The organism is Agromyces sp. NPDC057679, from assembly GCF_042799635.1.
Classification (GTDB): domain Bacteria; phylum Actinomycetota; class Actinomycetes; order Actinomycetales; family Microbacteriaceae; genus Agromyces.
Genome location: NZ_JBHVIK010000005.1, coordinates 100,281 through 125,478 on the forward strand (window position 1 = coordinate 100,281; position 25,198 = coordinate 125,478).

The window sequence follows — 25,198 nt, forward strand, 5'->3', positions numbered from 1 at the left end:
GGCGACCCGTCGGGCGTTCAGGCGGCCGCGGCGGCGAGCTCGCTCGCGAGGGCGGGGGAGAGGTCGCCCCGGCCGGCCACGACGACCTCGTCGAGCCCCTGCCACGCCGCGGCACGGTGGAGCACCGGCACGAGCCGGGCCGCCGCCTCGGCGGGCGCACCGGGCTCGGCCCACGCCGACTGCACGCGCAGCGTACGTGCCTTGCGGTCGCTCTTGAGGTCGACCCGCGCGACGACGCGGTCGTCGACGAGCACCGGCAGCGAGTAGTAGCCGAACTTGCGATCGGGTTCGGGCGTGTAGATCTCGATGCGGTAGTGGAAGTCGAAGAGCCGCTCGGTGCGCGGACGGAACCAGACGACCGGGTCGAACGGCGAGAGCAGCGCGACCTGGTCGATGCGGCGGGGCCGGTGCGCGTCGCGGTGGAGCCAGGCGGGCGTCGGCCGCGAACCCGTCTGCCAGCCGGGCACCTCGACGGGCAGCAGCACGCCCGCGTCGACCAGTTCGGCGACGGCCTGCCGCACCGGTGCCCGCTTCATGCGCCAGTAGTCGGCGAGGTCGGCCTCGGTCGCGATGCCCTGCGCCGCTGCGGCGCGCTCGACGAGTTCGCGCACCGCGTCGACCTCGGACGGCCCAGCGCCCAGCAGATGATCGGGGAGCGCCTGCTCGGGGAGGGCGTAGACCCGTTCGAAGCGCACTCGGTCGACGCAGATGACGTCGCCCGTGCGAAACATCATCTCGAGCGTGCGCTTCACGTCGGACCAGCCCCACCAGGGGCCTCTCCGTTCGTTGGCGTCGTGCTCGATCTCGCTCGCGCGCATCGGGCCGTTCGCAGCGAGCTCGGCGCGAAGCCAGATCGCGAGATCGCGCTGCTCGGCGACCCAGCCGCCCCAGTCGCTGCCTGCGCGCCGGTACTCGTCGCGGCGGAACTCGAACAACGGCCAGAGCTCGCGCGGGATGTAGGCGGCCTGGTGCGCCCAGTACTCGACCATCCGCCCCCGTCGGCCCGAGGTGATGCGGTCGAGCAGCCCCCGGTCGTAGTGGCCGACCCGGCTGAACGCCGGGAGGTAGTGGCTGCGCTCGAACACGTTGACCGAGTCGATCTGGAGGAGGCCCAGCCGGTCGACCACCCCGTTCAGGGCGCGCGTTCCGGCGGCCTCGGGGTGCGGGCGGGCGAAACCCTGCGCAGCGAGGGCGATGCGGCGGGCGAGAGCGGGACTGACGACGTCGACCATGGTGCATCCGACGCTACCGCCGACGACCGACACGGCGCTCGCCGTTCACCACCTCGTCGCGCTCGACATGCCGAACCGCGCATACTCGGTGCCTAGACTGGACGAATGGCGGACTCGACTGGTGGGGCGGGGAAGCGCGGCCGATGGTCGCGACGATGGGCCGGGCGAGCCACCGAACCGTCGCCGACGCCCGTCGAGCCCGTGCGCGATCCGGTCGACTCGATCCCGTTCGGCATGCGGCTTGCCGGTGCCTGGTCGTGGCGCCTCCTCCTCATCGGCGGCGTGCTCGCCGTCGTGGTCTTCCTCATCATCCAGCTCCGGCTGATCGTGATCCCGATCCTCGTCGCCGTGCTCCTGAGCGCCCTGCTCGTCCCCTTCTCGGGGTTCCTGCAGCACCACCGCTGGCCCAAGTGGCTCGCGGTCACGACGGCGATGCTCTCGGCGCTCGCCGTCGTCGGGGGCCTCCTCACCCTCGGCATCTGGCAGATCGCCCGCGGCGCCGACGAACTCGCCGCGCAGTCGCTCGTCGCGTGGGAGGAGTTCCGCGGCTGGCTCCTCGAGGGGCCGCTGCACATCACCGAGGCCCAGCTCAACGACCTCGTCGATCGCGCCGTCACGGCCGTGCAGCAGGACATGGGGATCATCTGGAGCGGCGCGCTCTCGGTCGGCTCGAGCCTCGGCCACTTCCTCGCAGGCATGCTGCTCGCCCTGTTCGCGACCCTCTTCATGCTCATCGACGGACGCGGCATCTGGAACTGGATCGTCGGCATCTTCCCGCGGCGCGCCCGCGCCGCCGTCGACGGCGCCGGCGGGGCCGGCTGGACGACGCTCCAGAACTTCGTCAAGGTGCAGATCCTCGTCGCGACGATCGACGCCGTCGGCATCGGGCTGGGCGCCTTCTTCCTCGGTCTGCCGCTCGCGGTCCCGATCGCGATCCTCGTCTTCCTCGGCTCCTTCATCCCGATCGTCGGTGCCGTCGCGACCGGCGCGCTCGCGGTGTTCGTCGCGCTCGTCTACAACGGCTGGGGCGTCGCGCTCATCATGCTCGGCGTCGTGCTGCTCGTGCAGCAGGTCGAGGGCCACGTGCTGCAGCCGCTCATCATGGGCACCGCCGTGAAGGTGCACCCGCTCGGCGTCGTGCTCGCGGTGGCGACGGGGTCGCTGCTCGCCGGCATCCCCGGCGCGCTCTTCGCGGTGCCGGTGGCCGCGGTGGTCAACGTCATGATCCTCTACGTCTCGGGCGGGGCGTGGAAGGACGACGCGCCACCGTCGACCGCCGACGTGCGATCGCCGCTCTGGCGCACCGTGCCCCAACGACCCGGATTCCGAGGAGAATGAACGAGTTGAGCACCACCGTCGCGGGGCCGACCCTCGCCGAGTTCGAAGCCGCTCGCGAGGTCGTCGCGCGCGTCGCGCGGCAGACGCCGATGGAGTCCTCGCGCTATCTCGAGCGGCTGTTCGGCGCCCCCGTGCGCCTCAAGTGCGAGAACCTGCAGCGCACCGGCTCGTACAAGCTGCGCGGGGCCTACAACCGGCTCTCCTCGCTCTCCGACGGCGAGCGGGCGCGCGGCGTCGTCGCCGCGTCGGCGGGCAACCACGCCCAGGGCGTCGCGTACGCGGCCCGCGAGCTCGGCATCCGCGCGACGATCTTCATGCCGGTCGGCGTCGCCCTGCCGAAGCTCGAGGCGACCCGCGCCTACGGCGCCGACGTCGTGCTCGCCGGAGCCTCGATCGGCGAGACGCTCGAGGCGGCGGCGGCCTTCGCCGAGGAGACGGGCGCGGTCATCATCCCGCCCTTCGACCACCACGACGTCGTCGCGGGCCAGGGAACGCTCGGGCTCGAGATCCTGGAGCAGGCGCCCGACGCCACGACCATCGTCGTTCCGATCGGCGGCGGCGGGCTCGCCGCGGGCATCGCGAGCGCCGTGAAGCAGCAGGCGGCGGCCGAGGGGCGCACGATCCGCGTGATCGGCGTGCAGGCGGCCAACGCGGCCCCGTACGTCGCCTCGCTCGCGGCCGGGTCGCCGCAGCAGGTGCCCGTCGTGCCGACGATCGCCGACGGCATCGCCGTGTATCGCCCCGGCGCCCTCAACTTCGAGATCATCCGCGACACGATCGACGAGATCGTCACCGTCGGCGAGGACGACATCGCCCGCGCGCTGCTCGTGCTGCTCGAGCGGGCGAAGCTCGTCGTCGAACCGGCCGGCGCGGTCGCGGTCGCGGCGATCATGACCGGCGCCGTGCCGAACGACGGGCCGGCGGTCGCCGTGCTCTCGGGCGGCAACATCGACCCCCTGCTCGTGCAGCGCGTCATCGCGCACGGTCTCGCCGCCTCGGGCCGCTACCTCACCGTGCGCATCGGGCTGCCCGACCGCCCGGGCCAGCTCGTGCGCGTCGCCGAGCTCGTCGCGGGCACCCACGCGAACGTCGTCGAGGTGATGCACACCCGCCACGGGCGCGGCATGCAGATCTCCGAGGTCGAGATCGACATCTCGGTCGAGACCCGTGGCCCCGCCCACCGCACCGAGGTCGTCGAGGCCCTCCGCCGCGCCGGGTACTCGCCCGTCGTGCTCGACGACTGAGCGGGCGCCGTCTCAGGAGAACGCGCGCGGTCAGGACGATTCCCGGCGGATCGTCCTGCAGAGCGTCCTCCTTCCTGAAGCCGGGTCGCAACGCGAAAGAGCGGATGCCACGTGGCATCCGCTCTTCGCGTTCGTCGGTGGGGGAGCGCCCTACTGGCCGCCCCAGGTGTCGACGGCGGTGACCTCGACGGCGATCTCGCGGCCGTTCGGCGCGGTGTAGCTGGTCTTCGCGCCGACCGCGAGGCCGAGGATCGCGGCGCCGAGCGGCGACTGCTCGCTCCACACGTCGAGCTCGGAGTCGCCGGCGATCTCGCGGCTGCCGATGAGGAAGGTCTCCTCGTCGCCGGCGATGATCGCCGTGATGACGGTGCCGGACTCGACGATGCCCTTCGACGCGGGGGCGTCGCCGACCTCGGCGGTCTTCAGCAGCTCCTTGAGCTGGCGGATGCGTGCCTCGATCTTGCCCTGCTCGTCCTTCGCGGCGTGGTAGCCGCCGTTCTCCTTGAGGTCGCCCTCTTCGCGTGCCGCTTCGATGCGCTTCGCGATCTCCTCGCGACCGGCGGTCGAGAGCTGTTCGAGTTCCGCCGCGAGGCGGTCGTAGGCCTCCTGGGTGAGCCAGGTGACGGTGGCGTCCTGCGCCATGATGCACACTCCTGTGTAGGGGAAGTCACGCCGGATAGACGTGTCGCCCCGAACGACGTTCAGGGCGAATGTCCAATGTTAGGTGAGCCAGCAGCGGTAAATCAAACCCGTGTTCGCCTCCTGCGCGGTGCGCACGGTCTCGGTCAGGCTGCGGATGTGCTGGTCGGAGGCCGGGACCTCGATCACCTTCCAGCCGACGACCGTGAAGTCCTCGTTCAATGCCTGCACGATGCACGCGGTCTCGTTGCCGGGCGGCACCGAGAGGTTCCAGCTCACCTCGACGGCGCGCTCCTCGTTCAGGAGGCGATGCCCGGTGTCGGTCACCTCGAGCTGGGGCTTCTGGCCGTCGAGGCCGGCCCAGACCACCCACGCGACGAGCACCACGGCGAAGGCGATCGCGGCGCCGATGAGGAGGAATCGGTCGCGCGAGCGATGACGGCGGGTGCGCCCGTATCGGTCGTCGAGCTGCGCACTCGCGGGTGCGTCGGTCTGGGTGGGCACCCGGGCTCCTTCAGAGGTGGATCGACTAGGCTGCATCAAGCCTAACGCCGCCCCCTGAAGGGAATCCGATGCTCGTCGACTCCGTCCGTTCTCTGCTGCTCCCGGCGACCGATTTCGGCGCCGAGCAGGACGAGTTCGACCCGAACACGGTCACCCCCGGGGTCTGGGGCTTCGTCGTGACCTTCCTCATCATGGTCGTGGTGCTCCTGCTCATCCTCGACATGGTGCGGCGCATCCGCCGCACGAACTACCGGGCCCAGGTGCGTGCTGAGCTCGAGGCCGAGGCCGCGGCCGAGGCGGCCGCGGTGGACGAGGCCGCCGTCGGCGAGGCCGACGCGCAGACGACGGATGCCGCGGAGGACGGGCCGCGCGACGACGACGCCCCGAACCGGGGCTGAGCGTCAGCCGGCGTGGTACGCCGGCGCCATGGCGATCAGCAGCGTCGCCGTCCAGTGGCATATGAAGGCCAGCACCGTGCAGGTGTGGAAGATCTCGTGGAACCCGAAGACGCCGGGCCACGGGTTCGGCTTCTTGAAGCCGTAGACGACCGCGCCGACCGTGTAGAGCAGGCCGCCGACGATGACGAGCACCATCATCGCGAGGTTCGCTGCGAGCAGGTCGCCGAGGTACATGACCGCGGCCCAGCCGAGCAGCAGGTAGAGCGGAACGTACAGCCAGCGGGGCGCCGAGATCCAGAAGACGCGGAATCCGATGCCGAGCAGCGCGCCGCCCCAGACGATCGAGAGCAGGAGCCAGCCCTTCTCGGGCGGCAGCGCGAGGATCGCGAGCGGGGTGTACGTGCCGGCGATGAGCAGGAAGATGTTCGCGTGGTCGATGCGCTTCAGCACGACCTTCGTCTTCGGCTTCCAGTTGAAGCGGTGATAGAGCGCCGAGTTGCCGAACAGCAGCATCGAGGTGAGCACGAACACCGCCGAGGCCCACTTCGCCGGGGCACCCTCGGCGAGCACGATCAGCACGATGCCGGCGATGATCGTCACCGGGAAGGTCGCCGCGTGGATCCAGCCGCGCCACGTCGGCTTGACCTCGTCGGCGTGGCTGAGCGAGTCGTCGAGCAGCGGGATGTTCGGCAGATCGGGGCCGTGCTCGTCGCGCTCGACCGCGAGATCGGCCGGGTCGTCGGGAGCGACCGGGCGCGTCAACCCTTCGACGAGGTCGGCGGGTTCGCGATGGCGCTCGGGGGTCATGGTCACAGCGTAGAGCCTCGGCGGTCACGGTCCGCTGTGAGTTCGGCAGCGGCGGTGAAGGGGTAGCGTAGTGCCGTGCAGACGAGCGATCAGCCCCTCGGTCGCGGGATCCTCTACCGGCTCTACCAGAACCGGCTCCGACGCGGACTCGACCCCGCGGCCCTCCCGCGCCACGTCGCGATGATCATCGACGGCAACCGCCGCTGGGCGAAGCAGCTCGGCTTCGAGACGGCCGCGCACGGGCACCGCGCGGGCGCCGCGAAGATGCGCGAGTTCCTCGAGTGGTGCGACGACGCCGGCATCTCGACCGTCACGCTCTACCTGCTCTCGAGCGACAACCTCGGCAACCGTCCGAGCGACGAGCTCGCCGACCTCATCGAGATCATCGCCGAACTCGCCGAGGAGCTCAGCCACTATCGCGACTGGCGGGTGCAGCACGTGGGCTCGGACACGGGCCTGCCCGAGCCGCTCGTCGCCGCGCTCGACGCGGCCGAGCATCGCACCGCCGACAAGCACGGCCTCCACGTGAACCTCGCGGTCGGCTACGGCGGCCGCAAGGAGATCACCGACGCGATGCGCTCGATCGTCGCCGCGCATCACGCCGAGGGGCGCAGCCTCGAAGACCTGGCCGAGCGGCTCACCCCCGACCTCATCGGCGAGCACCTCTACACCGGCGGTCAGCCCGACCCCGACCTCGTCATCCGCACCTCGGGCGAGCAGCGCCTCAGCGACTTCATGCTGTGGCAGTCGGCGCACAGCGAGTTCTACTTCGTCGAGGCACTCGGCCCCGACCTCCGCAAGGTCGACTTCCTCCGCGCACTCCGCGACTACTCCAAGCGCCACCGCCGTTTCGGCGGCTGACCGGCGGCCGCCGTCGGCAGCCGGGCTGCGAGGCATCCCCTCGTTCTGCAAGGATGTTCGACGGAGAAGGGGGCACATCAGGTGACCATCGACGATTTCAACGCCGGATTCACGGAAGAACCCGGCTACCTCGACTACGGCCGGGTGGGGCCGCTGTCGACCGCTGCCGCCGAAGAGGTGCTCGCGTTCACGCAGGTGCTGCAGCGCGCCCGCCACGGCAGCATGGACGCGTTCTCCGAGCAGGACGCGCGGGTGCGCGCCGCCGCCGCCGCGGTCACCGGCTTCACCCCCGAGCAGATCGTCTTCGAGCCGAACACCACGACCGGCATCATGCACGCCATGTTCGGGCTCACGGGGGGCGTGCTGCTCTCGGCCGAGGAGTTCCCGAGCCTGCCGATCGGCGCCGTGCGCGCCCAGGAGGCGCTGCACACGGTGCAGCCCGTGTGGCTCGAGACCGACCACGGCAAGGTGACGCCCGGGCAGATCCGCGAGCAGCTCGAGCAGAACGTCGCGGCCGTCGCGGTGAGCCTCGTCGACTCGCGCACCGGGTACCTCTGCGACATCGAGGGCATCCGGCAGGTCATCGGCGACCGGCTCCTGATCGTCGACGCGATCCAGGGCTTCGGCGTCGTGGATGCTCCGTGGGAGGCCGCCGACGTCGTCGTCACCGGTGGGCAGAAGTGGTGCCGCGCCGGTTGGGGCACGGGCCTGCTCGCCCTCTCCGACCGTGCGCTCGAGCGCTTGACGCCCGTGTTCTCGGGGTTCAGCGCGACCGAGGAGGTCGAGCCCTGGGGGCACGTGCCGCCGCCCGCGCCCGACGCCCGCGCCTACCGCATCGCCAACCCCGACCCGCTCGCGCAGGCGCGGCTCGCGGCCGCCCTCGAGGAGATCGCCGAGACCGGCGTCCCCGCGATCAACGCGGCCGTGGCCGAGCGCGTGAGCCGCGCGATCGAACTCGCCGACGAGTATGCGATCGCCGTCGTCTCGTCGCGCGACGAGCAGGAGCGGGCCGGCATGGTCGTGCTCGAGCCGCCGGCCGAGCAGGTGACCCTGCTCACGGCGTCGCTGCACAACCACGGCGTCACCGCGACGACCCGCCTCGGGCAGGTGCGGCTCTCGATCCACTCCGCGACCTCCGACGAGACCTTCGAGATGCTGCGCGCCGCGTTCGTCTCGTACTCGACGGCCGCGAGCTACTAGCGCGGGGCGCACGTCGGACGTGAACGGCGTGTGTCCTCCCGCGTGTCGCTTCCGCGGTTCTCGCGCGACGGACGTAGGTTCGGCTCAACGGGCAGATCGCCCGTTCGAGTCGGCCTCGAAACCGACTACGGAGGGATCGCCGGCCGGCGCGTGAACCGGGCAGGAATGCTCGGGGCGGGAGCGGTTGTGGCGTCATCGGTTACTCCTGATTCGGTCGGTCGTCCGGACGAGCGCTCGGATGAGCGCGCCGCGGCGAGCACGCGCGACGGCGTCGCGCAGGCCGAGCGCACGTACGTGCTCGACACCTCGGTGCTGTTGAGCGATCCGCGCGCACTCTTCAACTTCGCCGAGCACGCGGTGGTGCTGCCTGTCGTGGTCATCACCGAGCTCGAGGCGAAGCGCAACGACCCCGAGATCGGGTACTTCGCTCGGCAGTCGCTCCGGATCCTCGACGAGCTGCGCGTCGCGCACGAGCGGCTCGACTTCCCGATTCCCGTGGGCGACGGCGGCTCGCTCCGGGTCGAACTCAACCACTCGAGCCCGAAGGTGCTGCCGAGCGGGCTCCAGCTCGGCGACAACGACTCGCGCATCCTCGCGTGCGCCGCCAACCTGCAGCAGGACGGGATTCCGGTCACCGTCGTGTCGAAGGACCTGCCGCTGCGCGTCAAGGCCGCCTCGATCGGACTCGACGCGCAGGAGTACCGGCACGAGCTCGCCCTCGACTCGGGCTGGACGGGCATGGCCGAGCTCTCGCTCGGCTCGAACGACATGGCCTCCCTCTACGAGCACGAGCAGATGACGACGAAGGAGGTCGACGGGATGCCCGTGAACACGGGCCTCGTCATCCACTCCGACCGCGGCTCGGCCCTCGGCCGGGTCGTCGGCGAACGCGAGGTGAAGCTCGTGCGCGGCGACCGCGACGTCTTCGGCGTGCACGGCCGCTCGGCCGAGCAGCGGCTCGCGATCGACCTCCTGCTCGACCCCGAGGTCGGCATCCTCTCGCTCGGTGGGCGCGCCGGCACCGGCAAGTCGGCGCTCGCGCTGTGCGCCGGGCTCGAGATGGTGCTCGAGCGCCAGCAGCACAAGAAGATCATGGTGTTCCGCCCGCTGTACGCCGTCGGCGGGCAGGAGCTCGGCTACCTGCCCGGCGACCAGGGCGAGAAGATGAACCCCTGGGGCCAGGCGGTGTTCGACACGCTCGGCTCCGTCGTCTCCGACAACGTGCTCGACGAGGTGGTCGACCGCGGACTGCTCGAGGTGCTGCCGCTCACGCACATCCGCGGTCGCTCGCTGCACGACGCCTTCGTGATCGTCGACGAGGCGCAGTCGCTCGAACGCAACGTGCTGCTCACCGTGCTCAGCCGCATCGGCCAGAACTCGCGGGTCGTGCTGACCCACGACGTCGCCCAGCGCGACAACCTCCGAGTGGGCCGCCACGACGGCATCGCCTCCGTCATCGAGACGCTGAAGGGACATCCCCTCTTCGCGCACATCACGTTGACGCGGAGCGAGCGCTCGGCGATCGCGGCGCTCGTCGCCGAGGTGCTCGACGGGGCGGAACTGACGTAGGAGGGGCCGGGTCTCGCGCGGCGGCGCGCGGTTCGGAGGAGTACGCACGATCGGGAGGAGGTCCGCCGATCGTGCGTTCTCCTCCCGAGCGGTGGCGGCCTCCGGGTCGAGCAGGGCGGGATGTCGGCGGATCGCGACAGGATGGTGGCATGCTCAGCGACCCGACCCCCGCCGGCGTGATCGAAGCCCTCTGGAGGCGCATGCAGGCCCGCGACTGGGCGGGCGTTCGCGAACTCCTCGCCGACGAGCTCGTGGTCGACTGGTACGCCTCGCTCGAGCGCATCGTCGGCCCCGAGAACTTCGTCGCGGTCAACGCCGAGTACCCCGAGGGCTGGTCGATCCGCGTGCTCTCGATCGTGGCCGACGGCGACCGGGTCGTCTCCGAGGTCGAGGTGCCGCACGAGGGCGTCGGCGTGTTCCGAGCCGCCTCCTTCTGGACGGTTCGCGACGGGCTCATCGTCGAGGGTCGCGAGTACTGGACGACCCGCGGCGGCGATCCGGCGCCCGAGTGGCGGCGGCAGTGGGTCGAGGCGATGGCCGACGCTGGGTGAGCGGGCCGGGGGACCGCGACACGGGCACCGGCCGGCGCGTGCACGCGGTGCTGTTCGACGTCGACGGCACCCTGCTCGACGCGCTCGACGGGCAGCGCCGGATCTGGGGCAGGTGGGCCGCACAGCGCGGTCTCGACGCCGAGCGCGTCCACGAGGTCGCCCTGCGGACCCGGCCGCTCGAGACGGCGGCCGAGTTCCTCCCCGCGGCGGAGGTCGAGGCGAGCATCGCCGAGTTCGACGTGCTCGAAGACGCCGAGGCCGCGCACGGCGAGCTCCGTGGCATCCCCGGCGCCGCCGAGCTGCTCGACGCCCTGCCGCGAGGCGGCTGGGCCGTGGTCACGTCGAACGCCGAGCGCAGGGTCGTCCGACGCTTCGCACGACTCGGGCTGCCCGTGCCGTCGGTCGTCGTCGACAACGCCGCGACCGAGCGCGGCAAGCCCGCACCCGACCCCTACATCCTGGCCGCGCAGCGACTCGAGGCGCGCCCGGTCGACTGCCTCGTCATCGAGGACTCGCCATCGGGCGTCGCCGCCGGCCTCGCCGCGGGCATGACGGTGTGGAGCGTGAATCGGGCCGTGCCGGTCGACGGGGCGCACCGCCACTTCACGACGCTCGCCGACGCGGCCCCGGCGATTCGCCGATTCGTCGACGGGGTCACCGACACACGCTGAGTCCGGCGCCGTCTGCGACAGTCCCGAGACGACGGATGCCCCGTGCCGAGACCGGCACGGGGCATCCGAGGTGCTTCGAGGACTACTTCGCCTGCGGCGGACGCGTCATCGACAGGAGGTCGAGGGCGCTGTCGAGCTGCTCTTCCGTGAGGTCGCCGCGCTCGACGTAGCCGAGGTCGATGACGGCCTCGCGCACCGTGATGCCCTTGGCCACCGAGTGCTTCGCGATCTTCGCCGCCGCCTCGTAGCCGATGAGCTTGTTGAGCGGGGTCACGATCGAGGGCGACATGCCGGCGAGGGCGGTCGCGCGCTCGACGTTGGCCTCGAGACCGTCGATCGTCTTGTCGGCCAGCACGCGCACGGAGTTCGCGAGCAGGCGGATCGACTCGAGGAGCGCGGTGCCCATGACGGGGATCTGCACGTTGAGCTCGAACGCGCCCGAGGCGCCGCCCCAGGCGATGGTCGCGTCGTTGCCGATGACCCGCGCGCAGACCATGAGCACGGCCTCGGGCACGACGGGGTTGACCTTGCCCGGCATGATCGAGGAGCCCGGCTGGAGGTCGGGGATGTTCAGCTCGCCGAGGCCGGTGTTCGGGCCCGAGCCCATCCAGCGGAGGTCGTTCGCGATCTTCGTGAGGCTCACGGCGATCGTGCGGAGCGCGCCGGAGGCGTCGACGAGGCCGTCGCGGTTGGCCTGCGCCTCGAAGTGGTCTGCCGCTTCGGTGACGGGCAGCTCGGTCTCGCGCTGGAGGAGCTCGATGACGAGCTGAGGGAACCCGGCCGGGGTGTTGATGCCGGTGCCGACGGCGGTACCGCCGAGCGGCACCTCGGCGACGCGGGGGAGCGCCGTGCGCACACGCTCGATGCCGAGGCGCACCTGGCGGGCGTAGCCGCCGAACTCCTGGCCGAGGGTGACGGGCGTCGCGTCCATGAGGTGGGTGCGGCCGGCCTTCACGACGTCGGCCCACAGCTCGGCCTTCGCCTCGAGGGCGACGGCGAGGTGGTCGAGCGCGGGGATCAGGTCGTCGATGAGCGCCGCCGTCACGGCGATGTGCACCGAGGTCGGGAAGACGTCGTTCGACGACTGCGAGGCGTTGACGTGGTCGTTCGGGTGCACGGGGCTGCCGAGCTTGGTGGTCGCGAGGGTCGCGAGCACCTCGTTCATGTTCATGTTCGAGCTCGTGCCCGAGCCGGTCTGGTACACGTCGACCGGGAAGTGCTCGGTGAAGCCGTGCGCGCCCGAGATGACCTCGTCGGCGGCGGCTTCGATCGCCTGGGCGATGCCCGCGTCGAGCACGCCGAGCTGCGCGTTGGCCTGCGCGGCGGCCTTCTTGATGCGCGCGAGCGCCTGGATCTGCTGCGGCTCGAGCCCCGACCCCGAGATGGGGAAGTTCTCGACGGCGCGCTGCGTCTGCGCGCGGTAGAGGGCACGGGCGGGAACCCGCACCTCGCCCATCGTGTCGTGCTCGATGCGGTAGTCGGCGGCGTTGTCCACCACGGTGTGTTCCCTTTCGGTTGCTGCGATGCCGGCCCCGCCGGCGGGAGACGCGCTGCGCGGCGTCAGATGCGACCGAGGACGATGTCGGTCTCGACGCGACCCTCGAACAGTCGGTAGTTCGCGCCGACGATAGCCAGCGTACCCGCTGCGATCGCGTCGCTGATCATCTCCGAGCTCTCGACGAGCTCGGTCACGGTGTTGCGCAGGTGCTCGCGCCCGACGTAGCCGGCGTCGACGTGCGAGGGGTCGATGGCACCGTCGGCGCTGGCGCCGTTGCCGGCCACCTTGCGCACCGCGGGCACGATCTTCTCGACGAGGCCGGCGATGAACGAGGGCAGCGGTGCGGCGTCGCTCGCCTGCGAGTCGATGGCGGCGCGCACGGCGCCGCACTCGTCGTGGGCGAGCACGACGACGACCGGCACGTGCAGGATGCCGACGGCGTACTCGAGCGAGCCGATCGCGGACGGCGAGACGACCTGGCCGGCGTTGCGCACGACGAAGGCGTCGCCGAGGCCGACGTCGAAGATGATCTCGGCGGCGAGGCGCGAGTCGCTGCAGCCGAAGACGGCGACCATGGGGCGCTGCGCGTGCGCGAGCGACGTGCGCCGGTCGATGTCCTGGCGGGGGTGCTCGGGCGTGCCGGCGACGAATCGCTCGTTGCCGCGACGGAGTTCGCGCCACGTGGCAGCCGGAGTGTCGGGCCGTTCGGTGGTGGGATCGTTCGGCTGCTCGGTCACGTGGCTCCTCGTCGTCGGGCGGGTCAGTCCTGTGCGTCGACCGTCGGGGCGATGGCCGTCGCGAGTGCGGTGAACTCCTCGGGGGAGGCCGTGCCGAGCAGCACGAAGGTGCTGCCGCCCGACTCGGTCGTCAGCGCGTAGCGCGCGTTGCCGACGTCGTCCCCGGTCTTGCGGTTGTCGTAGATCGTCCACTCGACGCCGTCGATCGTGGTCGTGCCGGTCGCGAGGGTGCGCGCGAGCAGCCCCGAGACCCACGTCGGGTTGGCGTCGAAGCCCTGGTAGAGGCCGATGAACTCGTCGCTCGGCGTCAGGTAGCCGGCGTACCAGGCCGTGACCCCGTCGGCCTGGCTCGTGCGCAGCTCGGCGGCGTTGGCTCGCCAACCCTCGGGCAGTTCGGGTACGGCGAGCGGGTCGTCGCTCGCGATCTGCGCCTGCTCGGCGACCTGGGCGACGTCGACGTCGCGTTCGAGCGGGGTGTCGCTGCGCGGCACGAGGAGGACGATGACGACGACGAGCGCGAGGCTCGCGCCGAGGGCGAGCACGAGGTTCTTCGTCGTCTGCCGCTGACGGTGCTTGAGCGAGTTCTCGGCCTTGCGGGCCGCGGTCTCCTCAGGGGTCTCGGGGCGGCCGAGCTCGGCGACGACCCGCGGTGCGCGCTGGGCCATCAGGCCTCGCCGCCGTCGCGTCGGGCGTCGGATGCCACGGCGCCGGCGCCGGCGCGGGCCGCGTCGAGACGCGCCTTCGCGCCGATGAGCCACTCCTCGCAGCGGGCCGCGAGGGCCTCGCCGCGCTCCCACAGGGCCAGCGACTGCTCGAGTGTGGCGGAACCCTGCTCGAGTTCGCCGACGACGCGGACGAGCTCGTCGCGGGCCTGCTCGTAGCTCAGCTCGGCGACGTCGAGTTCGTTGGTGGGGGGCATGGCGCCCATTCTATTCGGCGTCGCCTGAGTGGCCGACCGGAGCGGCCTCGCCCTCGGAACGGGCCGCGAGGCGGCCCTCGGCGAGCGTGAGCGTGAGGGCCGCGCCCGACGGTGCGCCCTGCGGGCCGCGGAGGACGTGCCCGTCGGGTCCCTGCACGATCGCGTACCCGCGATCGAGGGTCGACTGCGGCGAGAGCGCCCGCAGGTGGCCGCGGAGTTCGCCGATGCGGTGGGTCTGCCGCTCGACCTGCCGCTCGACGAGCTCGGCGCCGCGCGCGACCCAGCGCGTGAGGTCTTCGGACCGACGATCGACGATCCACGTGGTGTCGGCGAGCGCGGGCCGGGTGCGGAGATGGCCGATGCGATCGATCTCGTGCGCGACGAGGGTGCGCAGGCGCAGGCTCACGCGTGCACGCGCCTGTTCGACGCGCAGCAGCTCTTCGCCGACGTCGGGCACGACGCGCTTCGCGGCGTCGGTCGGCGTGGAGGCGCGGAGGTCGGCGACCTCGTCGAGCAGGGGGCGGTCGGCTTCGTGGCCGATCGCCGAGACGATGGGGGTGGATGCCGCGGCCGCGGCCCGCACGACGCGCTCGTCGCTGAAGCCGAGCAGGTTCTGGAAGTCGCCGCCGCCGCGGGCCACGATGATCACCTCGACCTCGGGGTCGGCGTCGAGGCGTTCGATCGCGGCGACGACCTCGCCCGGGGTGCGATCGCCCTGCACCGCCGCGTGCACGACCCGGAACTCGACGGCCGGCCACCGGAGCCGGGCGTTGCGCAGCACGTCCTTCTCGGCGTCGCTGTCCTTTCCGGTGATGAGTCCGACGACGCCGGGGAGGAACGGCAGCCGCCGCTTGCGGGAGACGTCGAAGAGCCCCTCGGCCGCGAGCTGCGCACGCAGGCGCTCGAGCCGCTCGAGCAGGTCGCCGAGGCCGACGTGCTTCAGCTCGAACACCTGCATCGACAGCGAGCCGCCCTTGACCCACCAGTTCGGCTTCACGAGCGCGACGACCCGGTCGCCCTGTTTGAAGTCGCCGCCGAGGCGCGACTTCACCGACGACCAGATCTGGAACGACACGGTCGCGTCGGCGTCGAGGTCCTTCAGCTTGCCGTAGACATTGCCGCCCGAGACGCCCCACTGGGTGATCTCGCCCTCGACCCAGACGGTGCCGAGCCGGTCGAGGTACTGCTTGAGCTTCGCCGAGAGCTGCGAGACGGGCCAAGGGGCCTCGCGCGTCGCCGGGGCGTCGCGCGGTGCCGGTGCGTCCGTCACGCTGGCCTCCCGACCGCCCGCCCAGGTTGTGCCGCGTAGGATTGGCATCGTGACGAGCTTGACTGATGCACCGCGGATCGACCTCGGCATGCCCAGAATCCCGAGCGTGCGAGGCCGGCTCAAGAATAACCCGGTCGACGGCGCCAAGCGGGTGCTGCTGGCAGCGCCGCGCGGCTACTGCGCGGGCGTCGACCGCGCCGTGATCGCGGTCGAGAAGGCGCTCGAGCACTACGGCGCGCCGGTGTACGTGCGCAAGCAGATCGTGCACAACATCCACGTCGTGACCGAGCTCGAGAAGCAGGGCGCGATCTTCGTCGACGAGGTCGACGAAGTGCCCGAGGGCGCCCACATCGTGTTCAGCGCGCACGGCGTCTCGCCGGCGGTCGTGAACGCGGCATCCGACCGGGGCCTGCACGCCATCGACGCGACGTGCCCGCTCGTCACCAAGGTGCACCGCGAGGCGGTGCGCTTCGCACGCGACGACTTCGAGATCCTGCTCATCGGCCACGAGGGGCATGAAGAGGTCGAGGGCACGGCGGGCGAGGCGCCCGACCACGTGACCCTCGTGAACAGCCCCGACGACGTGCCGAACATCGAGGTGCGCGATCCCGACAAGGTGGTCTGGCTCTCGCAGACGACCCTCTCGGTCGACGAGACCATGGAGACCGTGCGCCGTCTGCGCGAGCGGTTCCCGAACCTGCAGGACCCGCCGTCGGACGACATCTGCTACGCCACCCAGAACCGTCAGGTCGCGATCAAGAAGGTCGCCCAGGAGGCCGAGCTCGTGATCGTCGTGGGGTCGGCGAACTCGTCGAACAGCGTGCGCCTCGTCGAGGTCGCGCTCGAGAACGGGGCGAAGGCCGCGTACCGCGTCGACTACTCGAGCGAGATCCGCCAGGAGTGGCTCGACGGCGTCGCCTCGGTCGGCGTCACGAGCGGCGCCTCGGTGCCCGAGGGCCTCGTGAAAGAGGTGCTGCTCGAGCTCGCCGATGCCGGCTACGCCGAGGTCGCCGAGGTGAAGACGGCCGAGGAGGACCTCATGTTCTCGCTGCCGAAGGAGCTCCGCAAGGATCTCCAGGGCAACCGCGACGCGCGCGCCCTCGGCGGTCGCCGCACCGCCGACGCCTGAGCTCGAGCGCTCGCCCTCGGCGCGCGACGCGGTCGCGGCGCTGTTCGCCGTCGGCGTGACGCGTTCGGCGTCGAATGCTAGTGAGTGAGCACTCACTCCGCGTAGGCTCGGCCTCATGACCGCCTCCGTCACGAAGCCGAGCCGCGCCCGGCCGATGCCCGTCGATGAGCGTCGCGCCGCGATCGCCCGCGCGACGGTGCCGCTGCTCTCGATCCACGGCCGCGACGTCACCACCCGGCAGATCGCCGAGGCGGCGGGCGTCGCCGAGGGCACGCTGTTCCGCGTCTTCGACAACAAGGACGCGATCATCGACGCCGCCGTCGAGGTGTTCCTCGACCCCGAGCCGTTCCGGGACGCGCTCCGCCGCATCGACCCGAGCCTGCCGCTCGAGCTCAAGATGCAGCTCGTGATCGACCGCTTCCAAGACCGATTCAGTGGCATCTTCGGCGTCTTCGCCGCACTCGGCAACCGGCCCCGGCCGCCGGCCGCGCCGAACATCGAGATCATCGTCGGGATCTTCGAACGGCTCCTCGCCCCCGAACTCGAGCGGTTGCGGGTCCCGCCCGCCGACGTGTTCGCCTTCGTGCGCATCATCGCCTTCTCGTCGGCGATGCCGCAGTTCTCCCAGACCACCGGTCTCGACTCCGACCGGCTCGCCGACCTCATCGTGCACGGCATCATCGGCCGGCGCGACGTCGTCGCCGAGGCATCCACCCCGTCAACCGCCCCGAGGGGAACCGAACCATGCTGCTGAAACTGCTGCGAACGTACCTGCGCCCCTACCGGTGGCTCGTCGTCGCCGTCATCTTCTTCCAGCTCGTGCAGTCGATCGCGTCGCTGTACCTGCCGAGCCTCAACGCCGATATCATCGACGACGGCGTGGCCACGGGCGACACCGGCTTCATCCTGTCGACCGGCGCGCTCATGCTCGGCATCACGCTGCTGCAGGTGGCCGCCTCGATCACCGCCGTCTACTTCGGCGCGAAGACCGCGATGGGCCTCGGCCGCGACGTGCGCCGCTCGGTGTTCCGCCGGGTCGCCGACTTCTCCGAGCAGGAGGTGTCGCGGTTCGGCGCGCCGAGCCTGATCACCCGGTCGACGAACGACGTGCAGCAGGTGCAGATGCTCGTGCTCATGAGCTGCACCATCCTGGTCTCGGCGCCGATCCTCGCGATCGGCGGCGTCATCATGGCGCTCAGGGAGGACCTGGCCCTCTCGTGGATCATGGTCGTCGCCGTGCCCGTGCTGCTCGTCTCGGTCGGGCTCATCATCAGCCGCATGGTGCCGCTGTTCCAGTCGATGCAGCGCAAGATCGACGGGGTCAACCGGGTGTTGCGCGAGCAGCTCACCGGCATCCGCGTCATCCGCGCCTTCGTGCGCGAGGGTGTCGAGTCGGAGCGCTTCGACGACGCCAACGACGCCCTCACCGACACCGCGCTCAAGGCCGGCCGGCTCTTCGCGCTCGTGTTCCCGATCGTGATGCTCGTGCTCAACCTCTCGAGCATCGCGGTGCTGTGGTTCGGCGCCTTCCGCGTCGAGGACGGCTCGATGCAGGTCGGCTCGCTCACGGCCTTCCTCAGCTACCTCATCCAGATCCTCATGGCGGTCATGATGGCGACGATGATCGCGTTCCTGCTGCCGCGCGCGGTCGTCTCGGCCGGACGCATCGGCGAGGTGCTCGAGACCGAGTCGACCGTGCACGACCCGGCGCAGCCGGTCGAGCGGCTCACCGCCCCCGGCACCGTCGAGTTCCGCAACGTGAGCTTCGCGTACCCCGGCGCCGAGGAGCCCGTGCTGCACGACCTCAGCTTCACCGCCCGCCCGGGCGAGGTGACCGCGATCATCGGCTCGACCGGCGCCGGCAAGACGACCATCGTGAACCTCGCGGCCCGTCTCTTCGACGCGACCTCGGGCAGCGTGCTCGTCGGCGGCGTCGACGTGCGCGAACTCGACCCCGAACTGCTCAACGCGCAGTTCGGCCTCGTGCCGCAGCGGCCCTACCTGTTCGCCGGCACCGTCGCCTCGACACTGAGATACGGCGATCCGGATGCCTCCGACGACGAGTTGTGGGCCGCGCTCGAGACCGCGCAGGGCCGCGACTTCGTCGAGGCCATGCCCGACGGGCTCGACGCTCCGATCGCGCAGGGCGGCACGAACGTGTCGGGCGGGCAGCGCCAAAGGCTCTCGATCGCGCGGGCGCTCGTGAAGCGACCGTCGATCTACCTCTTCGACGACTCGTTCTCGGCGCTCGACACCGCGACCGACCAGCGACTGCGCGCCGCGCTCGACCGCGAGGTCGCCGACGCGACGATGATCGTCGTCGCCCAGCGGGTCGCCACGATCACGGGGGCCGACCAGATCCTCGTGGTCGAGGACGGCCGCATCACGGCCCGCGGCACCCACGACGAACTGCTCGAGACCTCGCAGGCGTATGCCGAGATCGTCGAGAGCCAGCTGAGCGCAGAGGAGGCGGCAGCGTGAGCGAGCAGAAGACCGAGACGGCGGCGACCCCCGCCGCGACGCCCCGCCCGCCTGTGCGGCGCGGTCCGATGGGCGGCGGCCCGATGGGCGGCATGGGCATGCCCGTCGAGAAGTCGATGAACTTCGGCCCGAGCGCGAAGCGCCTCATCGGGCGGCTGAAGCCCGAGCGCACGCTCGTCGTGTTCGTGATCCTCCTCGGCATCGTCAGCGTCGTGTTCAGCGTGCTCGGGCCGAAGATCCTCGGTCAGGCGACCAACATCATCTTCGAGGGCTTCATCTCGGCGCAGATGCCGTCGGGCGTCACCCAGCAGCAGGTCGTCGACCAACTGCGCGCGTCCGGCGACACCCAGCAGGCCGACATGGTCGCCTCGATGCAGAACATCGTGCCCGGCCAGGGCATCGACTTCGGCGCGCTCGCCGCGGTGCTCGGGCTCGTGCTGCTGCTCTACGTGCTCGCCTCGCTGTTCGGCTGGGCGCAGGCGTACGTGCTCAACGGGGTGACCCAGCGCACCGTCTACCGGCTGCGCCGCGAGGTCGAGGAGAAGATCCACCGGCTGCCGCTGTCGTACTTCGACAAGATGCAGCGCGGCGAGCTGCTCTCGCGGGTGACGAACGACATCGACAACATCTCGCAGACGCTGCAGCAGACGATGAGCCAGCTGCTCACCTCGCTCCTCACCGTCGTCGGCGTGCTCATCATGATGTTCATCATCTCGCCGCTGCTCGCGGCCATCGCGCTCGTCACGATCCCGCTGACGATCGTCATCACGACGGTCATCGCGAAGCGCTCGCAGAAGCAGTTCGTCGCCCAGTGGACGCACACCGGCACCCTCAACGCGCGCATCGAGGAGGCCTACTCGGGCCACGCGCTCGTGCGCGTCTTCGGTCGGCGTCGCGAGGTCGAGCAGGGCTTCGACGACAAGAACGAGGAGCTCTACCAGGCCAGCTTCGGCGCCCAGTTCGTGAGCGGCATCATCATGCCCGCGATGATGTTCGTCGGCAACCTCGTCTACGTGGCGATCGCCGTGGTCGGCGGCCTCATGGTCGCCGGCGGGTCGATCTCGCTCGGCGACGTGCAGGCGTTCATCCAGTACTCCCGCCAGTTCACGCAGCCGTTGAGCCAGCTCGGCTCGATGGCGAACCTGCTCCAGTCGGGCGTCGCGAGCGCGGAGCGCGTGTTCGAGCTGCTCGACGCCGACGAGCAAGTGGCCGACCCGGCCGAGCCCGAGGCGCCCGAGACCGCTGCCGGCGAGGCATCCGGTCGTCTCGTCTTCGACGACGTCTCGTTCAGCTACGACCCCGAGAAGCCGCTCATCGAGCACCTCTCGCTCGCCGCCGAGCCCGGCCAGTCCATCGCGATCGTCGGCCCCACCGGTGCCGGCAAGACGACCCTCGTGAACCTCATCATGCGGTTCTACGAGCTCGACGCCGGACGCATCACCCTCGACGGGGTCGACATCACCCGGATGACGCGCGACGAACTGCGCGGCCGCATGGGCATGGTGCTGCAGGACACCTGGCTGTTCTCGGGCACCATCCGCGAGAACATCGCCTACGGCAGGCCGGACGCCACGGAGGAGGAGATCCTCGAGGCGGCACGCGCGACCTACGTCGACCGCTTCGTGCGCAGCCTGCCCGACGGGTACGACACCGTGCTCGACGATGAGGCGTCGAACCTCTCGGCGGGAGAGCGGCAGCTCGTGACGATCGCGCGGGCGTTCCTCGCGCGGCCGTCGGTGCTCATCCTCGACGAGGCGACGAGCTCAGTCGACACCCGCACCGAGCTGCTGCTGCAGCACGCGATGAACGCGCTGCGGGAGGACCGCACCTCGTTCGTGATCGCGCACCGGCTCTCGACGATCCGCGACGCCGACCTCATCCTCGTGATGGAGGCGGGGCACATCGTCGAGCAGGGCACGCACGCGGGTCTGCTCGCCGCGGGCGGCGCGTACGCGCGCCTCTACCAGGCCCAGTTCGCGGCGCCGGTCGACGGCGAGGAGGAGACGGTGCGCGAGGACGAGCGCGACGCGGAGGCGGTGGAGTCCGCGACCGCCGAACCGAAGACGGGTGCGATCGAGGCGCTCGGGTAGCGCGGGGCCCGGAACGCGGCGTCGCCCGTCAGGGAGCCGTCGTCGGAATCGTCAGGAAGAACTCGGCGAACGCCGGGTCGCTGAACGCGACCACGTAGGTCACGATCATCACGACGATGAACGCGACGACGCCGGCGAGCAATGGAATCCACCATGAGCTCGACCCCGCCTGCATGCGTGCGCGCGACCAGCGCAGCGCGACGAACCAGAGGGCGAGCTGCGCGATCACTCCGATCGCGATCGCGACGGGCACCACGGGCCCGGGGTTGAACTCCGTCGGCGGCGTGGTGCCGAACATCGAGGCCGTCAGCTCCAGCGACTGGAGCATGCTCGACGGCAGGGAGACGAGCGAGAGCACGTTGTAGACGGCACCCATCGCCCCGAAGACCAGGAGCGCGACCGTCCAGGCGCGATCGGTCGGTCGGGCGACGGCGCCCGTGTCCGGCCGGGCGTACGCCGGGCCCGGACCACCGGCGGCGGGGGCCGGACCGGCGCCCGGGCCGGCGGCGTCGGCCGCATGGGTCGCGCCGGCCGCGTGCGGGTCGGCCGGCGGCTGCCAGGTCCACCCCTCGGGGGCGTACTCGCCGTACCTCGGACGAGGCCGCTCGTCGGCGGGCGGCGTGGCCGGCGGCTGCGGGGCAGCGGCGCCGGCCACGGCGTCGTCGGGCGTTCGAGCGGCCTCGTCGCGAGTCATCCGGTGCTGCCTTACGCCGAGGTGATCGACTGGCCGGCCGAACCCAGCTGACGGGTCGACTCGCCGACGCGCACGGCCATCGCCGACTCGGCGACCTTGCCCCACGCGCGCGGGTCGTACTGCTTCTTGTTGCCGACCGAGCCGTCGACCTTCAGCACGCCGTCGTAGTTCTGGAACATGTAGCCGGCGATCGAGCGCGTGAAGGCGTACTGGGTGTCGGTGTCGATGTTCATCTTCACGACGCCGTTCGCGACCGCCTCGGCGATCTCGGCGTCGGTCGAGCCCGATCCGCCGTGGAAGACGAGGTCGAGCGGCTTCTCACCGGTGCCGTACTTCGCCTGCAGGCCGTCCTGGATCTCCTTGAGGAGGGCCGGGCGCAGCTTCACGTTGCCGGGCGCGTAGACGCCGTGCACGTTGCCGAAGGTGAGGGCGGCCATGTAGCGACCCTGCTCGCCGAGGCCGAGCGCCTCGACCGTCGCGATCGCGTCCTCGAGGGTCGTGTAGAGCGCCTCGTTCGAGCCCTCGTGCTTGACGCCGTCCTCTTCGCCGCCGACGACGCCGATCTCGACCTCGAGGATCGCGTTGATCGCCTTCATGCGCGGGAGGATCTCCTTCGCGATGTCGAGGTTCTCGGTGAGCGGCACAGCCGAGCCGTCCCACATGTGCGACTGGAAGATCGGGTTGCGGCCCGCCTTCACCTCGGCCTCGGAGGCCTCGATGAGCGGGAAGACGAAGTCGGCGAGGGCCGGCTTCGGGCAGTGGTCGGTGTGGAGGGCGACGGTGATCGGGTACGACTTCGCGACCTCGTGCGCGAAGCGCGCGAAGGCGAGGGCGCCGGTCGCGCGGGCCTTCACGGTGTGGCCGGCGAAGTAGTCGGCGCCGCCCGTGGTGACCTGGATGATGCCGTCGGAACCCGCCTCGGTGAGGCCCTGGAGCACCGCGTTCAGGGTCTGCGAGCTCGAGACGTTGAAGGCGGGGAATGCGAAGCCCTTGGCCTTCGCGGTGTCCAGCATCTCGGCGTACTGCTCGGGGGTGGCGATGGGCATGGTGCTCCTTCGGTGACGACAGTGTGGGTTCGGCACGAGTCTATCGACTTGTCGAGCACGGCTCAGGTGTCGGATGCCACGTGGCGACGCCGCACGTCGGGCGGGCGCCGCGGCGGGGCAGGATGGAGCCATGACCGACCCGAACGATCCCGTCGATCCCGCCGCGCTCGCCGAACTGCTGCGCCCCGCCGTGGTCGCCGCGGCCGCGGCGTGCCTGCCGCTCGTGGGGCGCGGCGACGGCGACGGGCTCGACGGCGCCGCAGTCGCCGCGATGCGCGCCGTGCTCGCCGGGCTTCCGGTCGACGGCCGCGTCGTCGTCGGCGAGGGCGAGAAGGACGACGCCCCGATGCTGCACCTCGGCGAGCGGTTCGGTCGCGCCCGGGACGGCGACCCGACGATCGACCTCGCCGTCGACCCGGTCGACGGCACGCGCCTCGCCGCTGCCGGACGGGCCGGCGCGATGGCCGTGATCTCGGCGGCGCCGCGCGGGGCGTTCTTCGATCTGGGGCCGGCGCACTACCTCGAGAAGCTCGTCACCTGGTTGCCGGGTTTCACGACCGATCGGTCGGCGGGCCGCCCGATCGCCGAGCTCATCCCTGAACTCGTCGCCGAGGCTGCGCTCGCGCGGGGCGTCGCCGCGCGAGACATCCGCATCGCCGTGCAGGACCGACCTCGCAACCGCCCGTACGTCGAGGCCGTCAGGGCCGCCGGTGCGGCGGTCGAGCTGTTCGAGCACGGCGACATCGAGCGGAGCCTCCAGGCGCTGCACGGTGCGGCGGCCGGGGGCGGCTTCCCGCCCGCAGGTCGTGGACTGGACGCCGTGATCGGGATCGGCGGCGCGCCCGAAGGCGTCATCGTGGCCGCCGCGGTGCGGGCGCTCGGCGGGTCGATGCTCGCGCGCTTCGCACCGCAGTCCGACGCCGAGCGCGATCGGGTGCTGATGCACCTCGGCGGGTCGCGGGCCATCGACGGGCTCGCCGACCTCGACGAGCTCTGCGCGGCGCCCGCCGCGATCGTGCTCGCCGCCGTCACCGACTGCGAGATCGGCCTCGCGCTGCCGGGCGTTCAGCGGATGCCCGCAGGGATGCGGGCGCACTGGTGGTCGGCACCCGGCAACGCGTCCGGGTGGGTCGACCGCCTCGAGAGCTGAGCGCGCCGTCCGCGCCGGTGGATTAAGAATGCACATTCTTTCACTGACGAACGGGCGAAAACCGGGCCGCTCTCGCGGTCTCGTGCCTAGGCTGGAAGCGGACGATCGTCCTTTCCCCGCCGGCCTCCGATCGAGGCCGATCGCACGAACTCCGGAGGACCACTCGATGGTGAGCACCGATACCGCCAGCCTCTTCCTGCACCCCGACCGCAACATCGCACTCGAACTGGTGCGCGCGACCGAGGCCGCGGCGATCCGCTCCTACCCGTGGATCGGGCGCGGCGACAAGCTCGGCGCCGACGGCGCGGCGGTCGACGCGATGCGGGCCTTCCTCGGCACCGTCAACTTCGACGGCGTCGTCGTCATCGGCGAGGGCGAGAAGGACGAGGCGCCGATGCTCTTCAACGGCGAGCGCGTCGGCAACGGTCGCGGCCCAGCGTGCGACATCGCCGTCGACCCGATCGACGGCACCTCGCTCACGGCGGCGGGCCGCCAGAACGCGCTCTCGGTCATCGCGGTCTCCGACCGGGGCAGCATGCTCGACGCGTCGAGCGTCTTCTACATGGACAAGATCGTCACGGATGCCTCGGGCATCGGCGTCGTCGACATCCGCAAGCCGATCGGCGAGAACCTGCGGGCCCTTGCCGCGGCGAAGGGCAAGGACGTCGGCGAGCTCCGCGTCGCGGTGCTGAACCGCCCCCGCCACGAGCAGCTCATCGCCGACATCCGCGCCGCGGGTGCCGGCACCCGCCTCATCAGCGACGGCGACGTCGCCGGCGGCATCAACGCGGCCCGGTACGAGTCGCGCATCGACATGTGCGTCGGCATCGGCGGCAGCCCCGAGGGCATCACGACGGCGTGCGCGATCAAGGCGCTCGGCGGGTTCATGCAGGGCAAGCTCGCGCCGCTCGACGACGCCGAGCGTGCGCGCGGCGAGGCCGCCGGCCTCGACTGCGACAAGATCTACGAGCTCGACGACCTCGTGCGCGGCGACAACACCTTCTTCGTCGCGACGGGCGTGACCGACGGCGAGCTCCTCGACGGCGTGCGCAAGAAGGGCCCGATCATCCGCACCGAGTCGATCGTGCTGCGCGGCAAGTCGGGCACGGCCCGGCGCATCGTCGCCGACCACCTCATCGAGAAGTGGCTGCCCGACGCCGACATCTGAGC

25 protein-coding genes are annotated in these 25,198 nt (G+C 71.2%); 14 read left to right on the forward strand and 11 right to left on the reverse strand.

From position 1 onward, the window contains the following. Positions 1–17: 17 nt before the first annotated feature. Complete coding sequence (locus ACFVAJ_RS19945) at positions 18–1,232, reverse strand: winged helix-turn-helix domain-containing protein (RefSeq protein ID WP_376947279.1); 1,215 nt, start codon at positions 1,230–1,232, stop codon at positions 18–20. 105 nt (positions 1,233–1,337) lie between these two features. Here ACFVAJ_RS19945 and ACFVAJ_RS19950 point away from each other — a divergent pair, with 105 nt between their 5' ends. Continuing rightward, positions 1,338–2,570, forward strand: coding sequence for an AI-2E family transporter (locus ACFVAJ_RS19950; protein ID WP_376947281.1), 1,233 nt, complete (start codon positions 1,338–1,340; stop codon positions 2,568–2,570). Continuing rightward, positions 2,567–3,814: a threonine ammonia-lyase gene (gene ilvA / locus ACFVAJ_RS19955; RefSeq protein ID WP_376947283.1), complete on the forward strand. Its 1,248-nt coding sequence runs from the start codon at positions 2,567–2,569 to the stop codon at positions 3,812–3,814. Before ACFVAJ_RS19950 ends, ilvA begins: the two co-directional genes overlap by 4 nt. Before the next feature lie 150 nt (positions 3,815–3,964). On the opposite strand, the gene greA is transcribed toward ilvA, so the two are convergent. After that, positions 3,965–4,456, reverse strand: a complete 492-nt coding sequence (gene greA / locus ACFVAJ_RS19960) for a transcription elongation factor GreA (RefSeq protein WP_376947285.1) — start codon at positions 4,454–4,456, stop codon at positions 3,965–3,967. A 78-nt stretch (positions 4,457–4,534) separates the two neighbouring features. Further along, complete coding sequence (locus ACFVAJ_RS19965; RefSeq protein ID WP_376947287.1) at positions 4,535–4,957, reverse strand: DUF4307 domain-containing protein; 423 nt, start codon at positions 4,955–4,957, stop codon at positions 4,535–4,537. Positions 4,958–5,025: 68 nt separating this feature from the next. On the opposite strand from ACFVAJ_RS19965, the gene ACFVAJ_RS19970 reads away from it, so the two are divergent. After that, positions 5,026–5,355, forward strand: coding sequence for a hypothetical protein (locus ACFVAJ_RS19970; protein ID WP_376947289.1), 330 nt, complete (start codon positions 5,026–5,028; stop codon positions 5,353–5,355). 3 nt (positions 5,356–5,358) lie between these two features. Here ACFVAJ_RS19970 and ACFVAJ_RS19975 read toward each other — a convergent pair whose 3' ends face one another. Continuing rightward, entirely contained in the window at positions 5,359–6,162 is an 804-nt protein-coding gene (locus tag ACFVAJ_RS19975; protein ID WP_376947291.1) for a hemolysin III family protein, read from the reverse strand. Between the two features lie 75 nt (positions 6,163–6,237). Between ACFVAJ_RS19975 and ACFVAJ_RS19980 the strand changes: the two genes are divergently transcribed. From ACFVAJ_RS19980 to ACFVAJ_RS20000, 5 genes are all read left to right on the forward strand, one after another. Beyond that, positions 6,238–7,023 (forward strand): isoprenyl transferase, encoded by a 786-nt coding sequence (locus ACFVAJ_RS19980; protein WP_376947293.1) that lies wholly within the window; start codon positions 6,238–6,240, stop codon positions 7,021–7,023. 81 nt (positions 7,024–7,104) lie between these two features. Continuing rightward, the gene (locus ACFVAJ_RS19985; RefSeq protein WP_376947295.1) at positions 7,105–8,223 is read left to right on the forward strand and encodes an aminotransferase class V-fold PLP-dependent enzyme; all 1,119 of its coding nucleotides are present in this window, start codon (positions 7,105–7,107) and stop codon (positions 8,221–8,223) included. A 165-nt stretch (positions 8,224–8,388) separates the two neighbouring features. Then, a complete protein-coding gene (locus tag ACFVAJ_RS19990; RefSeq protein WP_376947817.1) occupies positions 8,389–9,792 on the forward strand; it encodes a PhoH family protein in 1,404 nt (467 codons plus the stop codon). Between the two features lie 149 nt (positions 9,793–9,941). After that, positions 9,942–10,343, forward strand: a complete 402-nt coding sequence (locus ACFVAJ_RS19995) for a nuclear transport factor 2 family protein (protein WP_376947297.1) — start codon at positions 9,942–9,944, stop codon at positions 10,341–10,343. Then, on the forward strand, positions 10,340–11,014 hold the full coding sequence (locus tag ACFVAJ_RS20000) for an HAD family hydrolase (RefSeq protein WP_376947299.1): 675 nt from the start codon (positions 10,340–10,342) through the stop codon (positions 11,012–11,014). Before ACFVAJ_RS19995 ends, ACFVAJ_RS20000 begins: the two co-directional genes overlap by 4 nt. Before the next feature lie 82 nt (positions 11,015–11,096). Here ACFVAJ_RS20000 and ACFVAJ_RS20005 read toward each other — a convergent pair whose 3' ends face one another. The 5 genes from ACFVAJ_RS20005 to xseA form a co-directional block, all read right to left on the reverse strand. Then, a complete protein-coding gene (locus ACFVAJ_RS20005) occupies positions 11,097–12,512 on the reverse strand; it encodes a class II fumarate hydratase (RefSeq protein ID WP_376947301.1) in 1,416 nt (471 codons plus the stop codon). 62 nt (positions 12,513–12,574) lie between these two features. Beyond that, positions 12,575–13,249, reverse strand: a complete 675-nt coding sequence (locus ACFVAJ_RS20010; protein WP_376947303.1) for a carbonic anhydrase — start codon at positions 13,247–13,249, stop codon at positions 12,575–12,577. 23 nt (positions 13,250–13,272) lie between these two features. Next, entirely contained in the window at positions 13,273–13,914 is a 642-nt protein-coding gene (locus tag ACFVAJ_RS20015; RefSeq protein ID WP_376947305.1) for a DUF4245 domain-containing protein, read from the reverse strand. Then, positions 13,914–14,168: an exodeoxyribonuclease VII small subunit gene (locus ACFVAJ_RS20020; RefSeq protein ID WP_376947307.1), complete on the reverse strand. Its 255-nt coding sequence runs from the start codon at positions 14,166–14,168 to the stop codon at positions 13,914–13,916. The genes ACFVAJ_RS20015 and ACFVAJ_RS20020 overlap by 1 nt, the downstream gene beginning before the upstream one ends. Positions 14,169–14,178: 10 nt before the next feature. Continuing rightward, positions 14,179–15,486 carry an exodeoxyribonuclease VII large subunit gene (xseA, locus tag ACFVAJ_RS20025; RefSeq protein ID WP_376947309.1) on the reverse strand — a complete coding sequence of 436 codons (1,308 nt, stop codon included), beginning with the start codon at positions 15,484–15,486 and terminating at the stop codon, positions 14,179–14,181. 40 nt (positions 15,487–15,526) lie between these two features. On the opposite strand from xseA, the gene ACFVAJ_RS20030 reads away from it, so the two are divergent. The 4 genes from ACFVAJ_RS20030 (at position 15,527) to ACFVAJ_RS20045 (ending at position 21,138) form a co-directional block, all read left to right on the forward strand. Beyond that, positions 15,527–16,567 (forward strand): 4-hydroxy-3-methylbut-2-enyl diphosphate reductase, encoded by a 1,041-nt coding sequence (locus tag ACFVAJ_RS20030; protein ID WP_376947819.1) that lies wholly within the window; start codon positions 15,527–15,529, stop codon positions 16,565–16,567. A gap of 115 nt (positions 16,568–16,682) precedes the next feature. Beyond that, positions 16,683–17,321, forward strand: coding sequence for a TetR/AcrR family transcriptional regulator (locus ACFVAJ_RS20035; RefSeq protein WP_376947311.1), 639 nt, complete (start codon positions 16,683–16,685; stop codon positions 17,319–17,321). After that, positions 17,312–19,048 carry an ABC transporter ATP-binding protein gene (locus ACFVAJ_RS20040; protein ID WP_376947313.1) on the forward strand — a complete coding sequence of 579 codons (1,737 nt, stop codon included), beginning with the start codon at positions 17,312–17,314 and terminating at the stop codon, positions 19,046–19,048. The genes ACFVAJ_RS20035 and ACFVAJ_RS20040 overlap by 10 nt, the downstream gene beginning before the upstream one ends. 68 nt (positions 19,049–19,116) lie before the next feature. Continuing rightward, positions 19,117–21,138: an ABC transporter ATP-binding protein gene (locus ACFVAJ_RS20045; RefSeq protein WP_376947821.1), complete on the forward strand. Its 2,022-nt coding sequence runs from the start codon at positions 19,117–19,119 to the stop codon at positions 21,136–21,138. Between the two features lie 28 nt (positions 21,139–21,166). Here ACFVAJ_RS20045 and ACFVAJ_RS20050 read toward each other — a convergent pair whose 3' ends face one another. Further along, a complete protein-coding gene (locus tag ACFVAJ_RS20050; protein WP_376947315.1) occupies positions 21,167–21,832 on the reverse strand; it encodes a DUF6264 family protein in 666 nt (221 codons plus the stop codon). A gap of 11 nt (positions 21,833–21,843) precedes the next feature. Beyond that, positions 21,844–22,878, reverse strand: a complete 1,035-nt coding sequence (gene fbaA / locus ACFVAJ_RS20055; protein ID WP_244853242.1) for a class II fructose-bisphosphate aldolase — start codon at positions 22,876–22,878, stop codon at positions 21,844–21,846. Positions 22,879–23,008: 130 nt separating this feature from the next. Here fbaA and ACFVAJ_RS20060 point away from each other — a divergent pair, with 130 nt between their 5' ends. Both ACFVAJ_RS20060 and glpX read left to right on the forward strand, forming a co-directional pair. Continuing rightward, a complete protein-coding gene (locus tag ACFVAJ_RS20060; protein WP_376947318.1) occupies positions 23,009–24,028 on the forward strand; it encodes a fructose-bisphosphatase class II in 1,020 nt (339 codons plus the stop codon). A 166-nt stretch (positions 24,029–24,194) separates the two neighbouring features. Beyond that, entirely contained in the window at positions 24,195–25,196 is a 1,002-nt protein-coding gene (gene glpX, locus ACFVAJ_RS20065; protein ID WP_376947320.1) for a class II fructose-bisphosphatase, read from the forward strand. Positions 25,197–25,198 lie beyond the last annotated feature (2 nt).